Source organism: Nocardioides ultimimeridianus (genome assembly GCF_054777895.1).
This window is the reverse complement of sequence record NZ_BAAHAB010000007.1, coordinates 34,647-53,695: the sequence shown is the minus strand read 5'-3', so window position 1 is coordinate 53,695 and position 19,049 is coordinate 34,647. Positions and strand designations below refer to the sequence as shown.

Here is a 19,049-nt window from a genome sequence, read left to right as displayed (position 1 = left end):
TCTGGCACGGCCACCACAATGGGGGTCATGTGGCGGAAGGGTCCCCGGGCGCGCGAGGTCGTGCTGCACATCGGCACCGGCAAGACCGGCACCTCCGCCATCCAGCGCTTCCTCGCCGACCACCGCGGCGAACTCGCCGCGGGCGGTGTCCTCTACCCGCGGGCGATGGGACCGGTGCGGCACACCCACCTCGGTCACTCCGCGAAGCTCGACCAGCACCTGGTCGGGTCGCTGGTCTGGCAGCGCGGCGGGCACACCGACCCGGCGGCGTACCGCGCCCACCACCGCGACGCGCTCGCCGCCGAGCTCCGGGAGGCGCGGCCCGAGCGGCTGCTGTTCTCCGACGAGGGCCTCTACGCGCTCGGACCGGTGGCGCTGGGGCGGCTGCGCACGCTGCTGGACGAGGTCGCGTCCGCACGGACGGTGCTGGTCTACCTGCGCCCGCAGGCCGAGCACCTGGTCAGCCGCTACCAGCAGTCGGTGAAGGTCGGCGAGACCGCGACCCTCGCCGAGTTCGCCGTCCGCGACCACAGCGACATCTACGACTACGCGCGGCGGCTTCGGATGTGGGAGGAGGCCATGGCGCCGACCCGGGTCGTCGTCCGGCCGTTCCAGCCCGGGCGGTTCGCCGGCGGGTCGCTGCTCCCGGACCTCATCGCCGCCGTGGACCTGCCGCTGGACGCGCCCCCGACCGAGGACGTACGCCGCAACGAGAGCCTCGACGCCGAGGCGGTCGAGCTGCTCCGGCTGCTCAACGTCGCCGCCGTCGCGGAGGGGGCCCGGCCGGGCGCGATCGACAACCGCGCGATCGTCGCGTCGCTGGCGTCCCTGCCGCGGGGGCCGGTGCTGACCCTGCCCGAGGACGTCCTCGACGCCTTCGACGCGCACTGGGCGGCCGGCAACGCGGAGGTCGGGCGGCGCTACCTCGGCGGCGCTCCGCTGTTCACCGAGGCGCGGCGGCCGGCCGCGACGACGACCCACCAGGGCCTGACGCCCACGCGGTTCGCCGAGCTCAGGGAGCGGGTCGCAGCAGCGGGCTGATCGCCTCGCGGATCACGTCCGGGATCGGGGTCGACGGGCGGGCCGGGTCGGTGTTGTCGACGTACACGTGCACGAACCGGCCCTCGGCGCTCGCCAGCTCGCCGTCGCCCTGGAACATCCCGATCCGGTAGACGATCGAGGACGTGCCGATCCGGTCGACGGCCAGACCGAGGTCGATCGGGTCCGGGTAGCCCATCTCGGCGAAGTAGCGGCACGACACCTCGGCCACGACGCCGATCGCCGGCAGCGCCCGGATGTCGACGCCGGTGGCCTCGGCGAGATGGGCGTTGACCGCGGTGTCGATCAGCTCGAAGTACCGGGCGTTGTTGAGGTGGCCGTAGACGTCGATGTCGGCCCACCGCGTGGTCGCCTGCCGCCACGCGGAGTAGTCGCTGCGGGGCCGGCGTACGCGCTCATCGGTCACGGAGCGAGACGATAGCCCTCTGCAGCGCGGGATCCAGGTACGGCGCGAGCGTGCGCGCGAAGTAGCCGATGATGTGGTTCTCGTCGGCCCAGGCCACCACGCCGCCGATGACGCTGTGGCAGCGGCTGCGGTCGCAGAAGAACCGGTTGAGGTCCACCGAGAACACCCGCTTGCTCGTCGACTCGGCGGCCGCCTGCAGCATCGGGTCCGGCGACAGCGCCGCGGAGCGCGCCACCCAGCACGGGTCGTCGCGGGTCTTGGCCCGGGCGACGCACGTGGGCAGGTCCCCCTGGTCCATCGCGGGTACGTCGCCGATGACGACCACCGCCTTCCCGGACCGGGCGAGCTGGCTCCAGGCGGACCGGAACCCCGTCTTGAGCGGGGCCCGGTTGTGGCCGGGGGGCGCCCCCTGCACCAGGTAGCGGCGGCTGCTCGACGAGGTCACGACCAGGTCGATCGAGCGGTCCTGCTCGAGCCGGTCCATCACCGAGTGCACCCACTGGTGACAGCTCGCGGCGTCCTCGGGGTAGCGCGCGGTCGTCACCGGGGCGGTGTCGAGCGGGCAAGAGCCCTTGCTCATCAGCACGACGTTCCACCGGTGCTGGACCGCGAGCTGGTCCAGCGCGGGCGCCCAGTGCCGGGCGTGCGAGTCGCCGACCAGGGCGATCCGGAGCGTCGCCGACGCCGCCGGGACGCCGAAGGAGCAGCTCACCACGCCGGGCTTGTCCTGGTCCTGCATGCACTCCGAGCCGCCGTGCAGCCGGTCGTTGTAGCTGCGGCTGGTGAGCAGTGCGGAGTCGCGGTACTTCAGGTAGTGCGGGTTCGCGCAGCGGTTGGCGATCGCACGGGCGCCGAAGCACGGCGCGGGCGAGCTCGCGGCGGCGTCGACCGTCGCGGTCGCGCGCGACACCTGGGTGTCGACCTCCTGGGTGAACGAGCTCGCGAGCACCACGACGGCCGCCATGGCGACAGCGCCGGGGGCCAGCGACCGCAGCGAGCTGCCGCGGTTGAGCCAGCCCGAGGTGCGGACCCGGTCCTCGACCAGGCCGGTGCTGATCCAGGCGATGCCGAGAGAGACCAGGAGGACGTCGCCCTTCTCCCAGTCGGTCAGCGCGTGCCCGGTGGCGTAGGGCACCAGCACGATCAGCGGCCAGTGCCACAGGTAGAGCGAGTAGGAGATCCGGCCGAGCTGCAGGCTGACCCCGCGGGCGAGCCGGACGAACCGCGGCACCAGCCCGGGGAAGCCGTCCCCGCACCAGATCACCAGGGCGGTGCCGAGCACCGGGATCAGCGCGACCGAGCCCGGGATCGGGGTGGTCTCGGTGAGGAAGTACATCGAGCCGAGGATGGCGACCCAGCCGATCGCGGCGAGCGGCAGGCGCAGCCGGCGGCGTACCGGGAAGTGGGCGAGCATGCCGCCGATCGCGAGCTCCCAGATCCGGGTCTGGGTCGCGAAGTACGCCGCGTGCGGGTCGCTGCGCGTGAGCTGGATCGAGACGACGTACGACGCCACGGCGATCGCAGTGAACGCGAGGAAGACGGCCGCCCGCGGGCGTCGTACGACCCGGCCGGCGGTGAACGCCAGCCACGCCAGCAGCGGCCAGCCCAGGTAGAACTGCTCCTCCAGCGACAGCGACCAGTAGTGCGTGACCGGCGAGGGCGACTGCGCCGAGCGGAAGTAGTCGGTGGCGTTGTGCGCGAGCGTCCAGTTCTGGAAGTAGAGCGCCGAGGAGACGATCTGGCGCATCACCTCCTGCCACATCGGCTTGGGGATCAGCAGCACGGTGCCGACGGCCGCGACCACCAGGACCAGCATGCTGGCGGGCAGCAGCCGGCGCGCACGGCGGGCCCAGAAGCGCAGGATCCAGATCCGCCGCGTCGCGCGCAGCTCGTGCAGCAGCTGGCCGCTGATCAGGTAGCCGGAGATGACGAAGAAGATGTCGACGCCGATGTAGCCGCCGTGGAACAGCCGCGGCCACAGGTGGTTGAGGACGACGCCGACGACCGCGACGGCGCGCAGCACCTGCACCTCGACGCGCAGCGGGACCCGGCGCTCCCCTGCGACCGGCGGCTCTGCCAGACCGGTCACGCGGGCTGGGTGTCGCGCAGCCGCTGGCTGATCACCGCAGACACGCCGTCGCCACGCATGGTGACACCGTAGAGGGCGTCACCAACCTCCATCGTGCGCTTCTGGTGGGTGATGACGAGCAGCTGCGAGTGCTCGCGCAGCTCCTCGTAGATCTCCAGCAGGCGACCCAGGTTGGTGTCGTCCAGGGCGGCCTCGACCTCGTCGAGGATGTAGAACGGCGAGGGGCGGGCCTTGAACAGCGAGACCAGGAACGCGACCGCGACCAGCGAGCGCTCGCCGCCGGAGAGCAGCGAGAGCCGCTTGACCTTCTTGCCCGCGGGGCGCGCCTCCACCTCGATGCCGGTGGTGAGCATGTCGCTCGGGTCGGTGAGGACGAGTCGTCCCTCGCCGCCGGGGAAGAGTCGCGCGAAGACGTGGTCGAAGGCGACCCGCACGTCCTCCCATGCCTCGGTGAAGACCTGCTCCACCCGGACGTCGACGTCCTTGACGATGTCGAGCAGGTCCTTGCGGGTCTGGCGCAGGTCCTCGAGCTGCTCGGAGAGGAACTGGTGGCGCTCCTCCATCGCGGTGAACTCCTCCAGCGCGAGCGGGTTCACCCGACCCAGCATGGCGAGTGCCTTCTCGGCGTTCTTGAGCCGCTTGGCCTGCTCCTCGCGGACGTAGGGCACCAGCTCGGGCTCGGCGTCCGGCTCGGCGTCGGGGTCCACCACGGGGACAGGCAGCTCGGGCCCGTACTCGGCGATCAGGCCGTCGGCCTCCAGGCCGAGCTCCTCGAGCGCCTTGGTCTCCAGCTGCTCGATGCGCATCCGCTGCTGGGCTCGCGCGAGCTCGTCGCGGTGCACCGAGCTGACCAGCTCCTCCAGCTCGCGGCCCAGGTCGCGCAGGGTTCCGCGCACGGTGACCAGCGCCTGCTCGCGTCCGCGGCGGGCGTCCTCGACGGCCTGCCGCTCGGCGGTGGCGAGGCCGATGGAGACCTCCAGCCGCTCGATGACGTACGCCGCCGCTGACGCGACCGCCGCCCCGGCACGACCCTCGGCGAGCAGCCGCTCGCGACGGGCGGCCGCGCGGGCGCGGGCCTCGCGCTCGGCCGCCGCCGCGCGCCGCATCTGGTCCACGCGACCGTGCAGCGCGCGGGCGCGCTCCTCGGAGGTGCGCAGGGCGAGCCGCGACTCCATCTCGGCCTGACGGGCGTTGCGGGTGGCCTCGACGAGGCGCTCCTGCTCGGTGGTGTCCGGCTCCTCCTCGCCGCCCTCCTCGGCGGTGGCGAGGCGCTGCTCGAGCTCGGCGAGGCCGACCAGCGCCTGCTCGCGGTTGGTCTCGGCCTTGCCCATCGCCTCGGTCAGCCGCTCCGCCTCGGCCCGCGCGGACCGGGCCAGCGAGCCGTGCTGGCCGAGCTCCTCGGCGACGGCAGCCAGGGTGGCGTCGGACTCGTGCAGGCGGGCCAGCGCGACGTCGGCGCGCTGCTGGGCCTCGACCCGCTCGGCCTCGAGGCGGGCGAGGTCGAAGCCGAGCCGCTCGGAGGCGGCGACCGCCTCGGCGAGCGAGGCGGTGGCCTCGTCGACGGCGGCCTGGATCTCCAGCAGGCTCTGCTGGGCCGAGGAGCCGCCAGAGGCGAAGTGGGCACCGAGCAGGTCGCCGTCGCGGGTGACCGCGACGAGGTCGGGCAGCGCGGCCACGAGGTCCTGGGCCGCCGCGAGGTCGACCACGACGGCGGTCTTGTGCAGCAGCCGGGTCAGGGAGGGACGCACGGTCGCGGGGCACTCGATGACGTCGGCGGCGTACGTGACGCCGGTGGGGAGCGCGGGCCAGTCGGACCGGTCGACGACTCCCCCGCCGAGCAGCAGCCCGGCGCGGCCGAGGTCGTCGGCCTTGAGGTGGCTCAGCGCGCCGACCGCGGCCGAGGAGTCCGCGACGGCCACGGCGTCTGCTGCGGCACCGAGGGCGGCCGCGACGGCCGCCTCGTAGCCGGACCGCACGCTCACCAGCGCCGCCACCGAGCCGAGCAGCCCGGAGACCGTGTCGCTGGCGGCGAGCAGCGCTCCTGCTCCGTCCTTGCGGGCCAGACCCAGCTCGAGGGCCTCCTTGCGGGCGCCGAGGGCCGACTTGTCGCGGTCGGCCTGCTGGGCCTCCTCGCGCAGCTTGGCGAGCCGGTCGTCGAGGTCGTCGAGGGCCGCCACCGCGGCCTCGTGCTCGGCGTCCAGGCCCTCCTCGCCGGCGTCGAGCCCCGCGACCTTGGTCTCCAACGCGGTGAAGTCGCGCTGGGCGCGGTCGGCACGGGCGAGGGCGTCGGTGCGGGCGGTCTCCAGCCGGCCGAGCTCGTCCTCGGCGGAGCTCACCTTGGACCGCAGCGTCTCGACCTGGCCGTGCAGCCGCGCGAGCCCCTCGCGCCGGTCGGCGGCGGCGCGGAGCAGGCCGGCGACGCGGCGCTGCTCCTCCGCCGCGGCCACCTCGGCGGCCTTGCGGGCCTCGACGGCCTGCTCGAGCGCGGTCTGATGCTCGGTGACGAGCGCCGCGATCTCGGCCTCCTGCGCGGCCAGGCGCGCGGCCTCGGCCTCGAGCTCCTCGGGGTCCCGGCCGCTCTCGACGTCGGTCTCGGCGATCCCGGCGGCGTTGCGGACCCGCTCGGAGGCCAGGCTGTGGGTGCCGCGCAGCCGCTCGCGCAGCGCGTTGAGCGCGGCCACGGACTCCTGGGCGGCGGCCAGGGCCGGCAGGTCCTCGCGGAGCGCCTCCTCGAGCCGTGCCTCCTGCTCGCGCGCCGTGGCGACGGCCGTCTCGACCTCCTGGCGGCGCTGGGTGAGCATGCTCTCGTCGGCGAGCTCCTGGGCCAGCGACGTACGCGCGGTGACGAGGTCGTCGGCGAGCAGCCGTGCCTTCGCGTCGCGCACGTCGGCCTGGACCGTGGCGGCCCTCCGCGCGACCTCCGCCTGGCGGCCGAGCGGCTTGAGCTGGCGCCGGATCTCGCTGAGCAGGTCGTTGAGGCGGTGCAGGTTGCCCTCGGTCGAGTCCAGCTTCCGCAGCGCCTTCTCCTTGCGCTTGCGGTGCTTGAGGACGCCCGCGGCCTCCTCGATGAACCCGCGCCGGTCCTCCGGGGTGGCGTGCAGGATCGTGTCGAGCTGGCCCTGGCCGACGATGACGTGCATCTCGCGGCCGATGCCGGAGTCGCTGAGCAGCTCCTGCACGTCCAGCAGCCGGCAGGTGGTGCCGTTGATGGCGTACTCCGAGCCGCCGGTGCGGAACATCGTCCGGCTGATCGTGACCTCGGCGTACTCGATCGGCAGCGCGCCGTCGGAGTTGTCGATGGTGAGCAGCACCTCGGCACGACCCAGCGGCGGACGTCCGGAGGTGCCGGCGAAGATGACGTCGTCCATCTTGCCGCCGCGCAGGCTCTTGGCGCTGGCCTCGCCCATCACCCAGGCGAGCGCGTCGACGACATTGGACTTGCCCGAGCCGTTCGGTCCGACGATGCAGGTGATCCCCGGCTCGAGCTGCAGGGTCGTCGCAGACGCGAAGGACTTGAACCCCTTGAGGGTGAGGCTCTTCAGGTACAACGAACGTCCCCTTCGACAGTCGGTCGAGCGCGCGTCACGGAGCCGGTCAATCTACTCAGGGCCCTGCGGGGGAAGCACAGCGCACTCAGCCTAACCCGGGAGGCCGCCGTGACCGCTTCGACACGTCACTACGCTTCGGAACATGGTGTGGGAGGCAGCGAGCCGCAGGTTGCGCCGCGAGAGCAGGCCCGAGGCGGTCCCGCCGCTCGTCGAGGAGATCCAGAGCGGCACCCGGTACGGCGAGGACGTCGACGCCTGGGTCGCGCGCGCCGAGGCGCTCGCCGCCGAGGACGGCCCCCACGTCGACGACGTCCACCGCCTGGTGCGCGAGCACTTCGACCTGCACCACTACGGCCTGCAGGCCGGGCTCCCCGACCTGGAGCGGTACGGCGACCCGGTCGCCGCCTTCCTCGCCGCCGGAGCCTCGGCGACCGCCAGCCCGGACCCCGGCTTCTCGATGGAGCACTACCTCGAGCGGCACCCGGAGCGGGGCGAGGGCCCCACGTCGCCGTACGTCGCCTGGCTGCGGGAGGGTCGCGCCGCCGGGGAGATCGCCGACCCCGCCGACGGCATCGACGCGTTCGCACCCCTGCTCGGCCTGGAGCCCGAGGAGGTCGCGGCCGAGATCGCGGCGCTGCGCGCGGACATGACCGAGCGGCTGCGCACCGGCACCCTGGGCGCCATGCTCGCCCGCGCCGCCGAGCTCGAGCCGCTCATCGCCGATGTCTGGCCGGCGACGAGCCACGTGCACCAGATCCCCTTCCGCAACCAGTACGTCGCCCGTGCCGCCGCCGCCATCCACGACGCCCACGACGACGCCGGGCTGCGGCCCGCACGCCTGGTGTTCGTGGTGGGGCGCGCCAAGGGTGCGGCGGCACGGCGCGCGGCGTACGTCACCAACGCGCTGGCGCCGTACGTCGACCCCGACCAGATGCTGCTGCTCTACACCGACAAGCCCGGCCTGGCCCGGGAGGGCCTGCACCCGGCAGGGGTGCGCGAGGTCGATTTCGCGGCACGGCTGCGCGGGGTCGGGCCGAAGATGTCGGAGGAGGCGTTCGTGGCGCTGATCCGCTCGCTGCGCGCGGAGGCGATCGTGGGGGCCGACTCGGAGCTCATGCTGCGCTGCCTGGAGCCCTACGGGCGCCCGCTGGCCGCCTCGGAGCGGATGTTCCTGTCGCTCGGCGTCGCCGACGAGACCGCCGAGGGGTGGGCCGTGGGCGCGGGCGCGCGCTGGCTCTACCCGGCCTTCGACCACCTGGTCGGCGTGATGACCGGCGTCCCGCGGCTGCGCGAGGAGCTGATCGCCCACTACCTGATCAACGACGAGGACGCCGCGAACATCCGCACCGCCGCCGACCTCTCCCCCGAGGACCTCCTCGCCTGGCTGCTGCCCGGGAGCGCGCGATGACCGACCTGACCCTGATCGTCACCGCCCACGCCGAGAGCCTGGTCGCCGGGCCGACCATGCGCTCCGCCGAGCTCGCGGTCGCCGAGGCCCGCCGGCACGGGCACACCGTGCAGCAGATCATCACCCTCGACAGGGCCACGCCCCGGGCGGCCCGCTACTTCGGCCAACCCCGCTTCGACGACTGGGAGCGGCTCACCGTCGACGTGGGCGACCAGGGCCGGGCGCGCAACGCCGCGATCGCCCGGGCCGAGGGCGACTACGTCGCGTTCCTGGACGCCGACGACCTGTTCAGCGAGAACTGGCTGGCCGAGGCGCTCGCCACGGTCAAGGCCGGCGCGGAGCGCGGCGAGCGGCTCATCGCGAGCCCGGAGATGGAGATCGTCTTCGACCGCAACATCGCGGTGAACCGCAACCTGGAGCAGGACTCGAAGCTGTTCACGCCGTACTTCCTCTACCTGCGCGGCTACTACGACGCGCTGTGCGTGTCCCCGCGCCAGGCGCACCTCGACGTGCCCTACGCCAGCCGCGACATCCCCGGCGGCTTCGCCCTGGAGGACCTGCAGTTCTCGATCGAGACGATGGCGCGCGGCTACCGGCACGTCATCGTGCGCGACACGATCATCTTCAAGCGTCGCCGGATCGGCTCGATGGTCACCCAGCGCAACCAGCGCCGCGCCACCATCCGGTCGCTGCCGGAGATGGGCATCGACCAGGTCCGGGCGCTGCGCACCGGTCCGCTCAGCCCGTAGCCATCCGCGCGGACACCGCCTCCAGACCGGCGATGAGGACATCGAGGCCGAACTCGAAGCGCTCGTCGCCGTCGCCGGTGGTCAGCGCGTCGGCGTACGTCGTGATCATGGGGAACCGTGCCGGCGGCAGCTCGGCGAACACGCGGTGGACCTCGGCCACCACAGCGGCCTCGTCGACCTGCTGGCCCGCGGCCTCCGCGGCGCGGGCGCGCTGGGCCCAGATGCTCTCCTCGGCCGCGATCCCGCTGACGTAGAGCGCGCTCAGGTCGCAGAACCACGCGGCCGCCTGGGGGTCGATGCCCCCGGCGATCAGGACCGCCATCGAGGCCTCGGCGACCTTCAGCCCGCCGTCGCCGGTCGGGATCGCCGCCATGGCGGCGCGCGCGGACCCCGGGTGGGCGCGGTACGCCGCCAGGGTGTCGCGCAGCAGCTGCTTCGTCTGCTCGCGCCACTGCGCCGGGTCCGGGTCGGGAAGCGGCACCAGCGAGGCGATCCGGTCGATGACGAGCTGGTCGAGCTCGTCCTTGTTGGCGACGTGCGCGTACATCGACGCCGGCCCGGTGTGCAGGGCGCGGGCGATCGAGCGCATCGAGACCGCGTCGTACCCGTCCTCGGCCATCTGGGCGAGCGCGGTGTCGACGATCCGGTCGCGACTGAGCCGCTCCTTGGGCGGGTCGGGGGTCGTGACCCGGATGTTCACGGGGCCTGCGCGCCACTGCCGTTCGACCATGGCTCGCACTCTACCAGTTGACACGAACGGTGTTCGTATGTAGAACAGTGTTCGTCATAACGAACACTGTTCCGGAAAGGACTGTCGCGTGAGTACCGCTGACGCCCTCCCCCGCACCACGACCATCACCGAGGCGGCCTATCGCAACCGCTGGTTCGTGATGGCGGTGGTGATCATCGCCGACGTCATGGACCTGATCGACGGCACGATCGCCCAGCTGGCCGGCCCCTCCATCAGGGCCAGCATCGGTGGGTCCGACACCACCCTGCAATGGATCCTCGCCGCCTACACGCTGGCCTTCGCGGTCGGCCTGATCACCTCGGCCCGCCTCGGCGACATCGTCGGCCGCCGCCGGATGTTCATCATCGGGATGACCGGCTTCGCGCTCTCGTCGCTGGCCTGCGGCCTGGCTCCCGACCCGACCTCGCTGATCGTCTTCCGCGCGATCCAGGGCCTGTTCGGCGCCACGATGATCCCGCAGGGGTTCGCGATGGTGAAGCAGTCCTTCCCCGAGGAGGAGCTGCAGCAGGCCTTCATCCCGTTCGGCCCGATCATGGGCCTCTCCGCGGTGCTCGGGCCGATCCTGGCCGGCTTCCTCATCGACGCCGACATCGCCGGCACCGGCTGGCGCGCGATCTTCCTGATCAACGTCCCCATCGGCCTGGTCGGCGGGCTCATCGCGTGGCGCTTCCTGCCCGACGTGCCGAGGACCGCGGGAGCGCGGCTCGACCCGCTCGGCTCGGTCCTGGTGACCGTCGCGTGCGGTGGCCTGATCTACGCCCTGGTCCAGGGCCGCGACCTCGGCTGGCCGGTCTGGCTGTACGCCGTGATCGTGGGCTCCTTCGTCCTCTTCGCGATCTTCGCGTGGAGCGAGCGGCGCACCGACCATCCCGTCATCGAGCCGTCCCTGTTCGGGCACCGCGGCTTCGTGGCCGGCCTGGTGTTCCTCGGCAGCTTCTTCGTCTCGATGGTGGGCTTCGGGCTGGTCGGCAACCTGTTCCTGCAGTACGGCCTGGGCTACACGCCGCAGCACGCGGCCATCGCGCAGACGCCGTACGCCGTCGGGCTCTCGATCGCGGCCGCGCTCTCCGGGGCGCTGCTCGGCCCGAAGCTGGGGCGGCACGTGCTGCACATCGGGCTGGCGATCACCATCGTCGCGATGGCGTGGTTCGCGCTGCTGGTGCCCGGGTTGGAGCACGGCGCCAGCGCCTGGCACCTGACCGCGCCGTTCCTCGTCGCCGGCCTCGGCACCGGGCTGATCTTCGCCCCGCTCTTCGACATCGTGCTCGCCGACCTCGGCGACACCGAGGTCGGGTCCGGCTCGGGCCTGCTCAACGCGGTCCAGCAGTTCGCGGGCGCGCTCGGCGTCGCGGTCCTGGGCACGGTGCTGTTCCACCTGCTCCCCCAGCACGGCTGGGAGACCTCGACCAGCCGGGTGCTGTGGGTGACGGTCGGTCTCTACTGCCTCGCGTTCCTCGCGGCGTTCCTGCTACCGATGCGGGCCCGGGAGGACTCAGCCGCCCACTGACCGGAGGCTTGCCGCCACGCGCACGGAAACCGCCCACGAACTCGACCGCGCGGCCGGCAGCGTGTCGCCGCAGCGACCGAGGCCGGGCGCGCGGAGCGAGGCGGCGGAGGGAGCGAGGAACGAGCGACCGGAGAGGCCGAGGGCCGCAAGTCCGGCGAGGGAGCGACCGCGGCGACACGCTCGGCCCATCAGAGAGCATGACGAAGCGACCGCGAGACGCAGTCTCGCGGTCGTTGTCATCTCAAGCCAGCTGCATGCTGTCTGCTGGATCTGCGGTGAGGATGTCTGCCGCGTGCGCGGCCATGAGGCGGTCGTTCTCCTCCGAGAGGCGGAGGACGAGGGACTCCAACTCGGCAACCCGGTTGCGCAGTCGAGCATTGTCGACCGCGAGTCGCGGGTCGCGGAGGTCGCTGTTCAGGTGACCGATCAGCGCCTTTGCCATGAAGTGACCTTCCGGTTCGCGATGTTCGCACTGGGGGTTCGGTCCGACTCGGACCGTCTACCAGCGTCCCACTCCGGGCGTTCCGGGTCAAATGCCGCGCGGCCGTCGCGGGGTCGACTGGCACCTCGGGCAGAAGTAGGAGGAGCGGTTCATGAAGGCGATCCGGCGCATCGGCGTACCGCACCGACGGCAGGGCTCGTCCTCGCGGCCGTAGGCGTTGAGCGAGCGCTCGAAGTAGCCCGACTGGCCGTTGACGTTGACGTAGAGGGCGTCGAAGGAGGTGCCGCCCTGGGCGAGCGCCTCGGTCATGACGTCGCGCACGTGGCCGAGCAGCTCGACGCCCTGGGTGCGGGTCAACCGGTCGCCGGGCCGCTCGCCGTGCAGCCGGGCGCGCCACAGCGCCTCGTCGGCGTAGATGTTGCCCACGCCGGAGATCAGGGTCTGGTCCAGCAGCAGGCGCTTGACCCCCGAGGTCCGCCGGCGCAGGCGCGCCACGAAGGCGGCGTCGTCGAACTCCGGGTCGAGCGGGTCGCGGGCGATGTGCGCGATCTCGTGGGGAAGCTCCGCTCCCCCGAGCGCCACGCTGAGCCCGCCGAACATCCGCTGGTCGACGAAGCGCAGCTCGGGCCCACCGTCGAGGGTGAACCGGACCCGCAGGTGCCGCTCGTCCGGTACGCCGGCGGGCTGGACGAGCATCTGCCCGCTCATGCCGAGGTGGGCCAGGATGGCGTTCCCGTCGTCGAGCGGGAGCCAGAGGTACTTGCCGCGACGGCGCGCGGCCTCGACCCGGCGGCCGGTCAGGTCGGCGGCGAAGCCGGAGGCGCCGGTGGCGTGCCGGCGGACGGGCCGCTCGTGCAGCACGTCGACGCGGGCGATGGTCGAGCCGACGACGTGTCGTTCGAGGCCGAGCCGGACGACCTCGACCTCGGGGAGCTCAGGCAATGCCGTCGGAGGCGATGCCGTCGGAGATCTCGCCGTACGCCGTCTGCGCGGCGCCCTGCTCGGCCTCCTTCTTGGAGCGGCCGTGGCCGTTGCCGTAGAGCTTGCCGGCGACCCGCACCTGGGCGGTGAAGGTCTTGAGGTGGTCAGGGCCGTCGTCCTCGATGACGTACTCCGGCACGCCGAGGGCGTGCTCGGCGGCGAGCTCCTGCAGGGAGGTCTTCCAGTCCAGGCCGGCGCCGAGGTGCGAGGCCGCCTCGATCAGCGGGTCGAAGAGCCGGTGGACGACCTCGGAGGAGACCTCGATGCCGCCGCTGAGGTGGATCGCGCCGATCACCGCCTCGACGGTGTCGGACAGGATCGACGCCTTCTGCCGGCCGCCGGTGGTCTCCTCGCCGCGGCCGAGCTTGATGTACGGGCCGAGGTCGAGCTGCTTGGCGACCTCGGCCAGGGCGCGGGCGTTGACGACCGCCGCCCGCAGCTTGGCCAGCCTGCCCTCGGGCAGGTCGGGGTGGGTGCGGTAGAGCGTCTCGGTCACGACCACGCCGAGCACCGAGTCGCCGAGGAACTCCAGCCGCTCGTTGGTCGGCAGCCCGCCGTTCTCGTAGGCGTAGGACCGGTGCGTCAGGGCGCGGTCGAGCAGCTCGGGGTCCAGGACCGGATCCCCGAGCGCGCGACGCAGGTCGTCGTAGATACCGCTTCCCGGCGAGGGAGGGTCAGAGAACCTGACGACGGTCGGCCTTGGCGCCGTACTGACCGCAGGTGCCACAGGCACGGTGCGGCAGGTGCTTGGCGCCACAGGCCGGGTTCGCGCAGGTCACCAGCGTGGGGGCAACGGCCTTCCACGCCGAGCGACGGTGCCGCGTGTTGCTCCGCGACATCTTCCGCTTCGGAACAGCCACTGTCTTCTCCCTTGGTTCTTGTTCTCTAGTCCTGGTCGGTCAGGCCCTGGAGGGCCGACCACCGCGGGTCGATCGCCGCGTCATGTGCATGGTCCGGCTCATCGGCCAGGCGCACCCCGCACTCGGGGCACAACCCGGGACAGTCCGGCTGGCACAGCGGCTGGAACGGCAGTGCGAGCACCACCGCATCCCGCAGCACGGGCTCCAGGTCGAGCAGGTCGTCCTGGAGCACCCGGACATCCTCGTCCTCGTCGGCCCCGCGGAGATGGTCACGGGAGTCGTCGTAGACGTACAGCTCCTGGAAGTTCACCGCGATCTCGTCGTGGATCTCCGCCAGGCAGCGCACGCACTCGCCGTCCAGGTCGGCCTGAGCCTCACCGGTGACGAGCACGCCCTCCATGACCGCTTCCAGACGCAGGTCGAGGTCGACCGGCGCGCCTTCGGGAACAGCAAGGACTTCGATGCCCAGATCCGCTGGAGCCGGCGCTGTCCGTGACACTTGGGTCTGTGACCCCGGGCGGCGGCCGAGCTCGCGTGTATCGAGCACGAGCGGCGCTCTCGGGTCCAGGGGGTTCAAGGGTTCACTTCCAGGTCCGGGCACAGCAGATCGGTTCAATGCTAGTGGCGGCGCGGACGGGCGGCCAAATCAGGATCCTGCCCGCAGCCGCCACCCGGCCGCCCCGCCACGGCTCAGTAACTCACGCGCCGCTCCCCCAGCGGTACGACGGGGCCGACCTCGTGCCCCGCGCTCCACGAGTGCAGCACGTGCTGGCGGTGGGTGCGCGGGTCGTAGGTGGCCAGGACCTGGCGAGGCACGCCGGCGGTGTCGCAGCTGGTGGTGTCGAGGATCACCGGTCGCGACCCGAGGGTGCCGACCAGGTCGACCTGCCCGTGCACACCGCGGACCTCCTGCACCTGCAGGGTCCCGTCGGCGCCCTGGCGGGTGAACCACGACCAGCCGCAGGGGCCGGCCTCCTGGACGAAGGTGCCACGGCTGGTCACCCGCGCGTCGAGGCCGCCGTAGAACCGGTCGTCGGCCGGGTGTGGCCGGGTCACGGCGACGAGGGCGCCGACCGCCGGGTCCAGCCGGAACAGGGTGCCGGCCGCGGACAGGTCGCCCCTCGTGCACGCCAGCAGGACCGAGGTCGCGTCGTAGGAGCGCACCGGGCGGCAGTCCCTGCCACCGGTGGCGATCACGTGGCCCAGGCCGCCGGTGCGGCCGTCGAAGAGCCGCAGGGCGTGCCGGCGGCCGGTGGTGGGCACCAGGACGTCGCCGTCGGCGCTCAGCCAGGCCGACGACGTACGCACCCAGGTGCGGGCGCTGACGCTCCCGTCCCAGCCGGTGCGGGCCAGCTGGTCGCGGTAGTCGTCGGCCGACTGCCGGATCTCCAGTACCCCGGAGCCGTCGGGCTCGAGGAGGGCGCCGAGCAGGCGGCGTACGGCGGGCAGCCGGTGGGTGACCTGACCGGTGGTGGTGTCGATGGTGGACAGGCGGGTGCGGACGCCACCGAGGTCCTGGACCAGCGCGGTGCGGCCGTCGGCGGACACGTCCATCAGCTGCAGGGCGCCCGCGTCGGTCGCAGGGTCGGGATGCACGGTGCGCAGGACGGTCTGGCTGCCGTCGCGGTGGACCACGACGAGGCGCTGCGGCCCCTCGGCGTACCCACTGCCGTCGGCCGCTGCCGTCAGGGTCGAGACGATCGCGAGGAAGCCCCGTTGCGGCGCGACGGGGATGATCTGGGCCGCCGGGGCCGCCTCGGCTCCGGCGGAGGCCCCTCCGGCCGGGTGCAGGAACGGGACGACGGCGAGCAGGGCGGCGACGACGCCGCCCGCGGCGAGGGACTGGCGGCGCAGGCGCATGGCGATCTCCTTGGGGTGGTGGTTCACCCCGTGCGATGCCGGCGCGGGCCGTTCGGTTGCAGGTCAGCCGCAGGTGGTCAGGAGAGACGACGGGCGAGGCGGGCCAGCACCGCCGGCGGGACCAGCTCGGACACGTCGCCCCCGAGCGAGGCGACCTCCTTGACCAGGCTGGAGGAGACGTAGCCGAGGCTCGCCGTGGTCGGCACGAAGACGGTCTCGACGCCGGTGAGGTGGGAGTTCATCTGCGCCATGGGCAGCTCGTACTCGTAGTCGTTGCCGCCGCGCAGGCCCTTCACGATGGCCTGGGCGCCCACCTCGCGGCAGAAGTCGACGATCAGGCCGGTGAAGCCCATCACCTTGACGTTCGGGAGGTCCGCGCAGGCCTCGCGGAGCATCTCCATCCGCTCCTCGGGGTCGAACATCCGGCTCTTGGAGACGTTGGTGCCAGTCGCGACGATGAGCTCGTCGAACAGGCCGGACGCCCGGCGGAAGATGTCGACGTGGCCGTTGGTGACCGGGTCGAAGGAGCCGGGGCACACCGCGCGCGTCATGGGATCAGGCTAGTGGGGCGGCCTCTCGGCGAACCACAACGTGGTCTCGCCGTACTTCTTCATGGCGCGCTTGCCGGGCAGCGGCTCCAGGCCCGCGGGCCACGAGGGCTCCGGGCTGCGCCGCGAGCGCTCGACCACGACGAGGGCGTCGTCGGCCAGCCAGCCGTGCTCGACGAGGAGGCGGAGGTCGGTGGCGAGGTCGTCCTCGGAGAGCGGGTAGGGCGGGTCCAGGAAGACCAGGTCGACCTGCCTCGGGGCGGGCTGGGCGAGGAAGCGGGCGACCGGCTGGGCGGCCACCTCGGCGACCGAGCCGAGAGTCCTCGCGTTGCGGCGGATGAGGTCGGCGGTGGCGCGGTCGGACTCCACGGCGACGACGTACGACGCCCCGCGGGACGCCGCCTCCAGGCCGATGGCGCCCGATCCGGCGTACAGGTCGAGGACGCCGATCCGGCTCAGGCTCCCCTCGAACCATGCCTCGAGCGTGGAGAACAGCGCCTCGCGGACGCGGTCGCTGGTGGGGCGGGTCGCGTCGCCCTTGGGCGTCTCGATCCGCCGGCCGCCCGCCGTGCCGCCGATGATCCGCGTCATCAGCTCTTGTCCACGAAGTCGGCCTGCTGGGAGTGCTCGAGCTGGTCGACGCGGTCGGCCAGGAGCGGTGCGCCGGCCAGGCCGGGATCGGTGTCGAGCAGCGACTCGGCGGCCTTGCGGGCCGCCACGATGGTGTCCTCGTCGCGCAGGACGCGCAGGTTCTCCAGGCTCGAGCGGCGTCCGGACTGGGACGCCCCGAGGACGTCGCCCTCGCGGCGCATCTCCAGGTCGATGCGGCTCAGGAAGAACCCGTCGGTGGTGGAGGCGACGGCATCGAGCCGGCCGCGGGCGTCGCTGAGCGACTCGGCCTGGGTGACCAGCAGGCACAGCCCCGGCAGCCCGCCACGGCCGACGCGCCCGCGCAGCTGGTGCAGCTGCGAGACGCCGAACCGGTCGGCGTCCATGATCACCATGGTGGTCGCGTTGGCGACGTCGACGCCGACCTCGATGACGGTCGTGGAGATGAGCACGTCGACGTCGCCGGCGGCGAAGGCCCGCATGGTGGCGTCCTTCTCGTCGGTCGGCATCCGGCCGTGCAGCTTGGCCAGCCGCAGGCCGGCGAGCGGGCCCTCCTGGAGCCGCGGGAGCAGCTCCTCGACCGTCGCCGGCTGGGCGGGGCGCGGGATCTCGACCCCGTCCTCGTCGTACTCGACCTCGTCGACCCAGCCGTCGTCGGCCTGCTCGGCGGAGATGCGCGGGCACACGACGTAGACCTGGTGGCCCTTCTCGACCTCCTCGCGGATGCGGGCCCAGACCCGGTCGAGCCAGGCGGGCTGCTCCGCGACCGGGACCACGTTGGACTGGATCGGCGCGCGACCCGCCGGCAGCTCGCGGAGGGTCGAGACCTCCAGGTCGCCGAAGACGGTCATCGCGACCGTGCGCGGGATCGGCGTGGCCGTCATGACCAACACGTGCGGCGGGTTGAGGGCCTTCTCGGTGAGCGCGGCCCGCTGCTCGACGCCGAAGCGGTGCTGCTCGTCGACCACCACCAGACCGAGGTCGTGGAACATCACCTGGTCGGTCAGCAGCGCATGGGTGCCGATGACGATGCCCGCGTCGCCGCTGACGATCCGGGAGAGGACGGGTGCGCGCTGAGCCTTGGTCATCGACCCGGTGAGCAGCTCGACCTGGGTCCCGACGCCGGAGCCGAGGAGCGTGCCGCCCTCGGCGAGCTCGCCCAGCATGGCGACGATGGAACGGTGGTGCTGCTGCGCGAGCACCTCGGTCGGCGCCAAGAGGGCAGCCTGGCCGCCGGAGTCGACGACCTGCAGCATCGCCCGCAGTGCGACCAGCGTCTTTCCGGAGCCGACCTCGCCCTGCAGGAGCCGGTTCATCGGGTGCGGCTGCGCGAGGTCGCGCTCGATCTGCTCCCCCACCTCCCGCTGGCCCTCGGTGAGCGTGAACGGGAGCGTCTTGTCGAAGGCCGCGAGCAGCCCGTCGCCGCCGGTGCGCGGGGTCGCGCCGAGCGCCCGGAGCGCACGGCGCCGGCGGCCCAGCAGCACCTGGGTGACCAGGGCCTCCTCGAACCGGAACCGGTGGTGGGCCCTGTCGACCTGCGAGCGCTCCTCCGGGGTGTGCACCCAGCGGTAGGCGTCGTGGATCGGCAGGACGTCGTACGCCTCGCGGATCTCGCCGGGCAGCACCTCGGGGATCTCGTCGACGACGGTCAGCGCGAAGCGCACGGCCCGGGCGAGGTCCCAGGTCTCGACGCCCTTGGTGAGCGGGTAGATCGGGAACAGCGGCCCGATCTCGTCGGGCTGGAACGTGTCGCCGTCGGGCTCCTCGGAGTCGGCGAGGCCGAAGATCGTCATCTGCGGGTTGGTCAGCTGCCACTGGTCGCGGAACTGCTCGGCCTTGCCCAGGAAGACGCCGCGGTTGCCCTCGGCCACGCGGCGCGAGTGCCAGCCGGCGGTGCCCTTGTTCTTGGCGAAGAACGTCATCTTCAGCCGGGGCCCGTCGGTGCGGAGCAGGGCCTCGACCCGGTACGCCGGGCGGCCGGTGCGCCGGTCGGTGTAGGTCTTGATGTCGCAGCGCTCGATCTCGCCGACCACGCACAGCATCTGGCCGACCCGCAGGTCCTCGACCTTGGTGAGCGAGCCGGTCTCGAGGTAGCGGCGCGGGAAGTGCCGGAGCAGGTCGCCGACGGTCCTCAGGCCGAGGCCCTTCTCGATCTTGGCGCGCTTGGCCGGGGTGGTCGCGCCGAGGACCGCGGTGAGGGAGGAGTCGAGGTCGATCATGCTGTGCCCACCC

17 protein-coding genes are annotated in these 19,049 nt (G+C 72.7%); 4 read left to right on the top strand and 13 right to left on the bottom strand.

The features are described from left to right. Positions 1-27: 27 nt before the first annotated feature. A complete protein-coding gene (locus tag ACYU8V_RS07090; RefSeq protein ID WP_460846218.1) occupies positions 28-1,041 on the top strand; it encodes a hypothetical protein in 1,014 nt (337 codons plus the stop codon). Here the strand turns inward: ACYU8V_RS07090 and ACYU8V_RS07085 are convergent. The 3 genes from ACYU8V_RS07085 to smc are packed head-to-tail and all read right to left on the bottom strand — an operon-like array spanning position 1,013 to position 7,102. Further along, on the bottom strand, positions 1,013-1,465 hold the full coding sequence (locus ACYU8V_RS07085) for an acyl-CoA thioesterase (protein WP_460846216.1): 453 nt from the start codon (positions 1,463-1,465) through the stop codon (positions 1,013-1,015). The two genes, ACYU8V_RS07090 and ACYU8V_RS07085, sit on opposite strands and share 29 nt — an antisense overlap. Further along, positions 1,455-3,554: an acyltransferase family protein gene (locus ACYU8V_RS07080; protein WP_460846215.1), complete on the bottom strand. Its 2,100-nt coding sequence runs from the start codon at positions 3,552-3,554 to the stop codon at positions 1,455-1,457. Before ACYU8V_RS07080 ends, ACYU8V_RS07085 begins: the two co-directional genes overlap by 11 nt. Then, positions 3,551-7,102 carry a chromosome segregation protein SMC gene (gene smc / locus ACYU8V_RS07075; protein WP_460846213.1) on the bottom strand — a complete coding sequence of 1,184 codons (3,552 nt, stop codon included), beginning with the start codon at positions 7,100-7,102 and terminating at the stop codon, positions 3,551-3,553. Before smc ends, ACYU8V_RS07080 begins: the two co-directional genes overlap by 4 nt. 142 nt (positions 7,103-7,244) lie before the next feature. On the opposite strand from smc, the gene ACYU8V_RS07070 reads away from it, so the two are divergent. After that, positions 7,245-8,510, top strand: a complete 1,266-nt coding sequence (locus tag ACYU8V_RS07070) for a hypothetical protein (RefSeq protein ID WP_460846212.1) — start codon at positions 7,245-7,247, stop codon at positions 8,508-8,510. Beyond that, entirely contained in the window at positions 8,507-9,259 is a 753-nt protein-coding gene (locus ACYU8V_RS07065) for a glycosyltransferase family A protein (protein WP_460846210.1), read from the top strand. The genes ACYU8V_RS07070 and ACYU8V_RS07065 overlap by 4 nt, the downstream gene beginning before the upstream one ends. Here the strand turns inward: ACYU8V_RS07065 and ACYU8V_RS07060 are convergent. Next, positions 9,249-9,989, bottom strand: a complete 741-nt coding sequence (locus ACYU8V_RS07060) for a TetR/AcrR family transcriptional regulator (RefSeq protein WP_460846208.1) — start codon at positions 9,987-9,989, stop codon at positions 9,249-9,251. The two genes, ACYU8V_RS07065 and ACYU8V_RS07060, sit on opposite strands and share 11 nt — an antisense overlap. An 88-nt stretch (positions 9,990-10,077) precedes the next feature. Here ACYU8V_RS07060 and ACYU8V_RS07055 point away from each other — a divergent pair, with 88 nt between their 5' ends. Next, a complete protein-coding gene (locus tag ACYU8V_RS07055) occupies positions 10,078-11,517 on the top strand; it encodes a DHA2 family efflux MFS transporter permease subunit (RefSeq protein ID WP_460846207.1) in 1,440 nt (479 codons plus the stop codon). A 241-nt stretch (positions 11,518-11,758) separates the two neighbouring features. On the opposite strand, the gene ACYU8V_RS07050 is transcribed toward ACYU8V_RS07055, so the two are convergent. From ACYU8V_RS07050 to ACYU8V_RS07010, 9 genes are all read right to left on the bottom strand, one after another. Next, positions 11,759-11,959 carry a hypothetical protein gene (locus ACYU8V_RS07050; protein ID WP_460846206.1) on the bottom strand — a complete coding sequence of 67 codons (201 nt, stop codon included), beginning with the start codon at positions 11,957-11,959 and terminating at the stop codon, positions 11,759-11,761. An 87-nt stretch (positions 11,960-12,046) separates the two neighbouring features. After that, on the bottom strand, positions 12,047-12,901 hold the full coding sequence (gene mutM / locus ACYU8V_RS07045; RefSeq protein WP_460846204.1) for a bifunctional DNA-formamidopyrimidine glycosylase/DNA-(apurinic or apyrimidinic site) lyase: 855 nt from the start codon (positions 12,899-12,901) through the stop codon (positions 12,047-12,049). Further along, positions 12,894-13,673 (bottom strand): ribonuclease III, encoded by a 780-nt coding sequence (rnc, locus tag ACYU8V_RS07040; RefSeq protein WP_460846202.1) that lies wholly within the window; start codon positions 13,671-13,673, stop codon positions 12,894-12,896. The genes mutM and rnc overlap by 8 nt, the downstream gene beginning before the upstream one ends. Then, complete coding sequence (rpmF, locus tag ACYU8V_RS07035) at positions 13,615-13,800, bottom strand: 50S ribosomal protein L32 (protein WP_460846200.1); 186 nt, start codon at positions 13,798-13,800, stop codon at positions 13,615-13,617. The genes rnc and rpmF overlap by 59 nt, the downstream gene beginning before the upstream one ends. Positions 13,801-13,825: 25 nt before the next feature. Then, a complete protein-coding gene (locus ACYU8V_RS07030; RefSeq protein ID WP_460846199.1) occupies positions 13,826-14,200 on the bottom strand; it encodes a YceD family protein in 375 nt (124 codons plus the stop codon). 290 nt (positions 14,201-14,490) lie between these two features. After that, positions 14,491-15,660: a hypothetical protein gene (locus ACYU8V_RS07025; protein ID WP_460846197.1), complete on the bottom strand. Its 1,170-nt coding sequence runs from the start codon at positions 15,658-15,660 to the stop codon at positions 14,491-14,493. 77 nt (positions 15,661-15,737) lie between these two features. Next, on the bottom strand, positions 15,738-16,211 hold the full coding sequence (coaD, locus tag ACYU8V_RS07020; protein WP_460846195.1) for a pantetheine-phosphate adenylyltransferase: 474 nt from the start codon (positions 16,209-16,211) through the stop codon (positions 15,738-15,740). 9 nt (positions 16,212-16,220) lie between these two features. Beyond that, positions 16,221-16,799, bottom strand: a complete 579-nt coding sequence (gene rsmD / locus ACYU8V_RS07015) for a 16S rRNA (guanine(966)-N(2))-methyltransferase RsmD (RefSeq protein ID WP_460846193.1) — start codon at positions 16,797-16,799, stop codon at positions 16,221-16,223. Then, positions 16,799-19,036, bottom strand: a complete 2,238-nt coding sequence (locus ACYU8V_RS07010) for an ATP-dependent DNA helicase RecG (protein ID WP_460846192.1) — start codon at positions 19,034-19,036, stop codon at positions 16,799-16,801. Before ACYU8V_RS07010 ends, rsmD begins: the two co-directional genes overlap by 1 nt. Between the last annotated feature and the right edge of the window lie 13 nt (positions 19,037-19,049).

Bases quoted from the DNA above. Each gene is read 5' to 3' on its own strand.
- ACYU8V_RS07065 (WP_460846210.1), top strand. From the start codon at position 8,507: ATGACCGACCTGACCCTGATCGTCACCGCCCACGCCGAGAGCCTGGTC.
- ACYU8V_RS07090 (WP_460846218.1), top strand. From the start codon at position 28: ATGTGGCGGAAGGGTCCCCGGGCGCGCGAGGTCGTGCTGCACATCGGC.
- rsmD (WP_460846193.1), bottom strand. From the start codon at position 16,799: ATGACGCGGATCATCGGCGGCACGGCGGGCGGCCGGCGGATCGAGACG.
- ACYU8V_RS07070 (WP_460846212.1), top strand. From the start codon at position 7,245: ATGGTGTGGGAGGCAGCGAGCCGCAGGTTGCGCCGCGAGAGCAGGCCC.
- ACYU8V_RS07025 (WP_460846197.1), bottom strand. From the start codon at position 15,660: ATGCGCCTGCGCCGCCAGTCCCTCGCCGCGGGCGGCGTCGTCGCCGCC.
- ACYU8V_RS07010 (WP_460846192.1), bottom strand. From the start codon at position 19,036: ATGATCGACCTCGACTCCTCCCTCACCGCGGTCCTCGGCGCGACCACC.
- ACYU8V_RS07030 (WP_460846199.1), bottom strand. From the start codon at position 14,200: ATGGAGGGCGTGCTCGTCACCGGTGAGGCTCAGGCCGACCTGGACGGC.
- coaD (WP_460846195.1), bottom strand. From the start codon at position 16,211: ATGACGCGCGCGGTGTGCCCCGGCTCCTTCGACCCGGTCACCAACGGC.
- ACYU8V_RS07060 (WP_460846208.1), bottom strand. From the start codon at position 9,989: ATGGTCGAACGGCAGTGGCGCGCAGGCCCCGTGAACATCCGGGTCACG.
- ACYU8V_RS07050 (WP_460846206.1), bottom strand. From the start codon at position 11,959: ATGGCAAAGGCGCTGATCGGTCACCTGAACAGCGACCTCCGCGACCCG.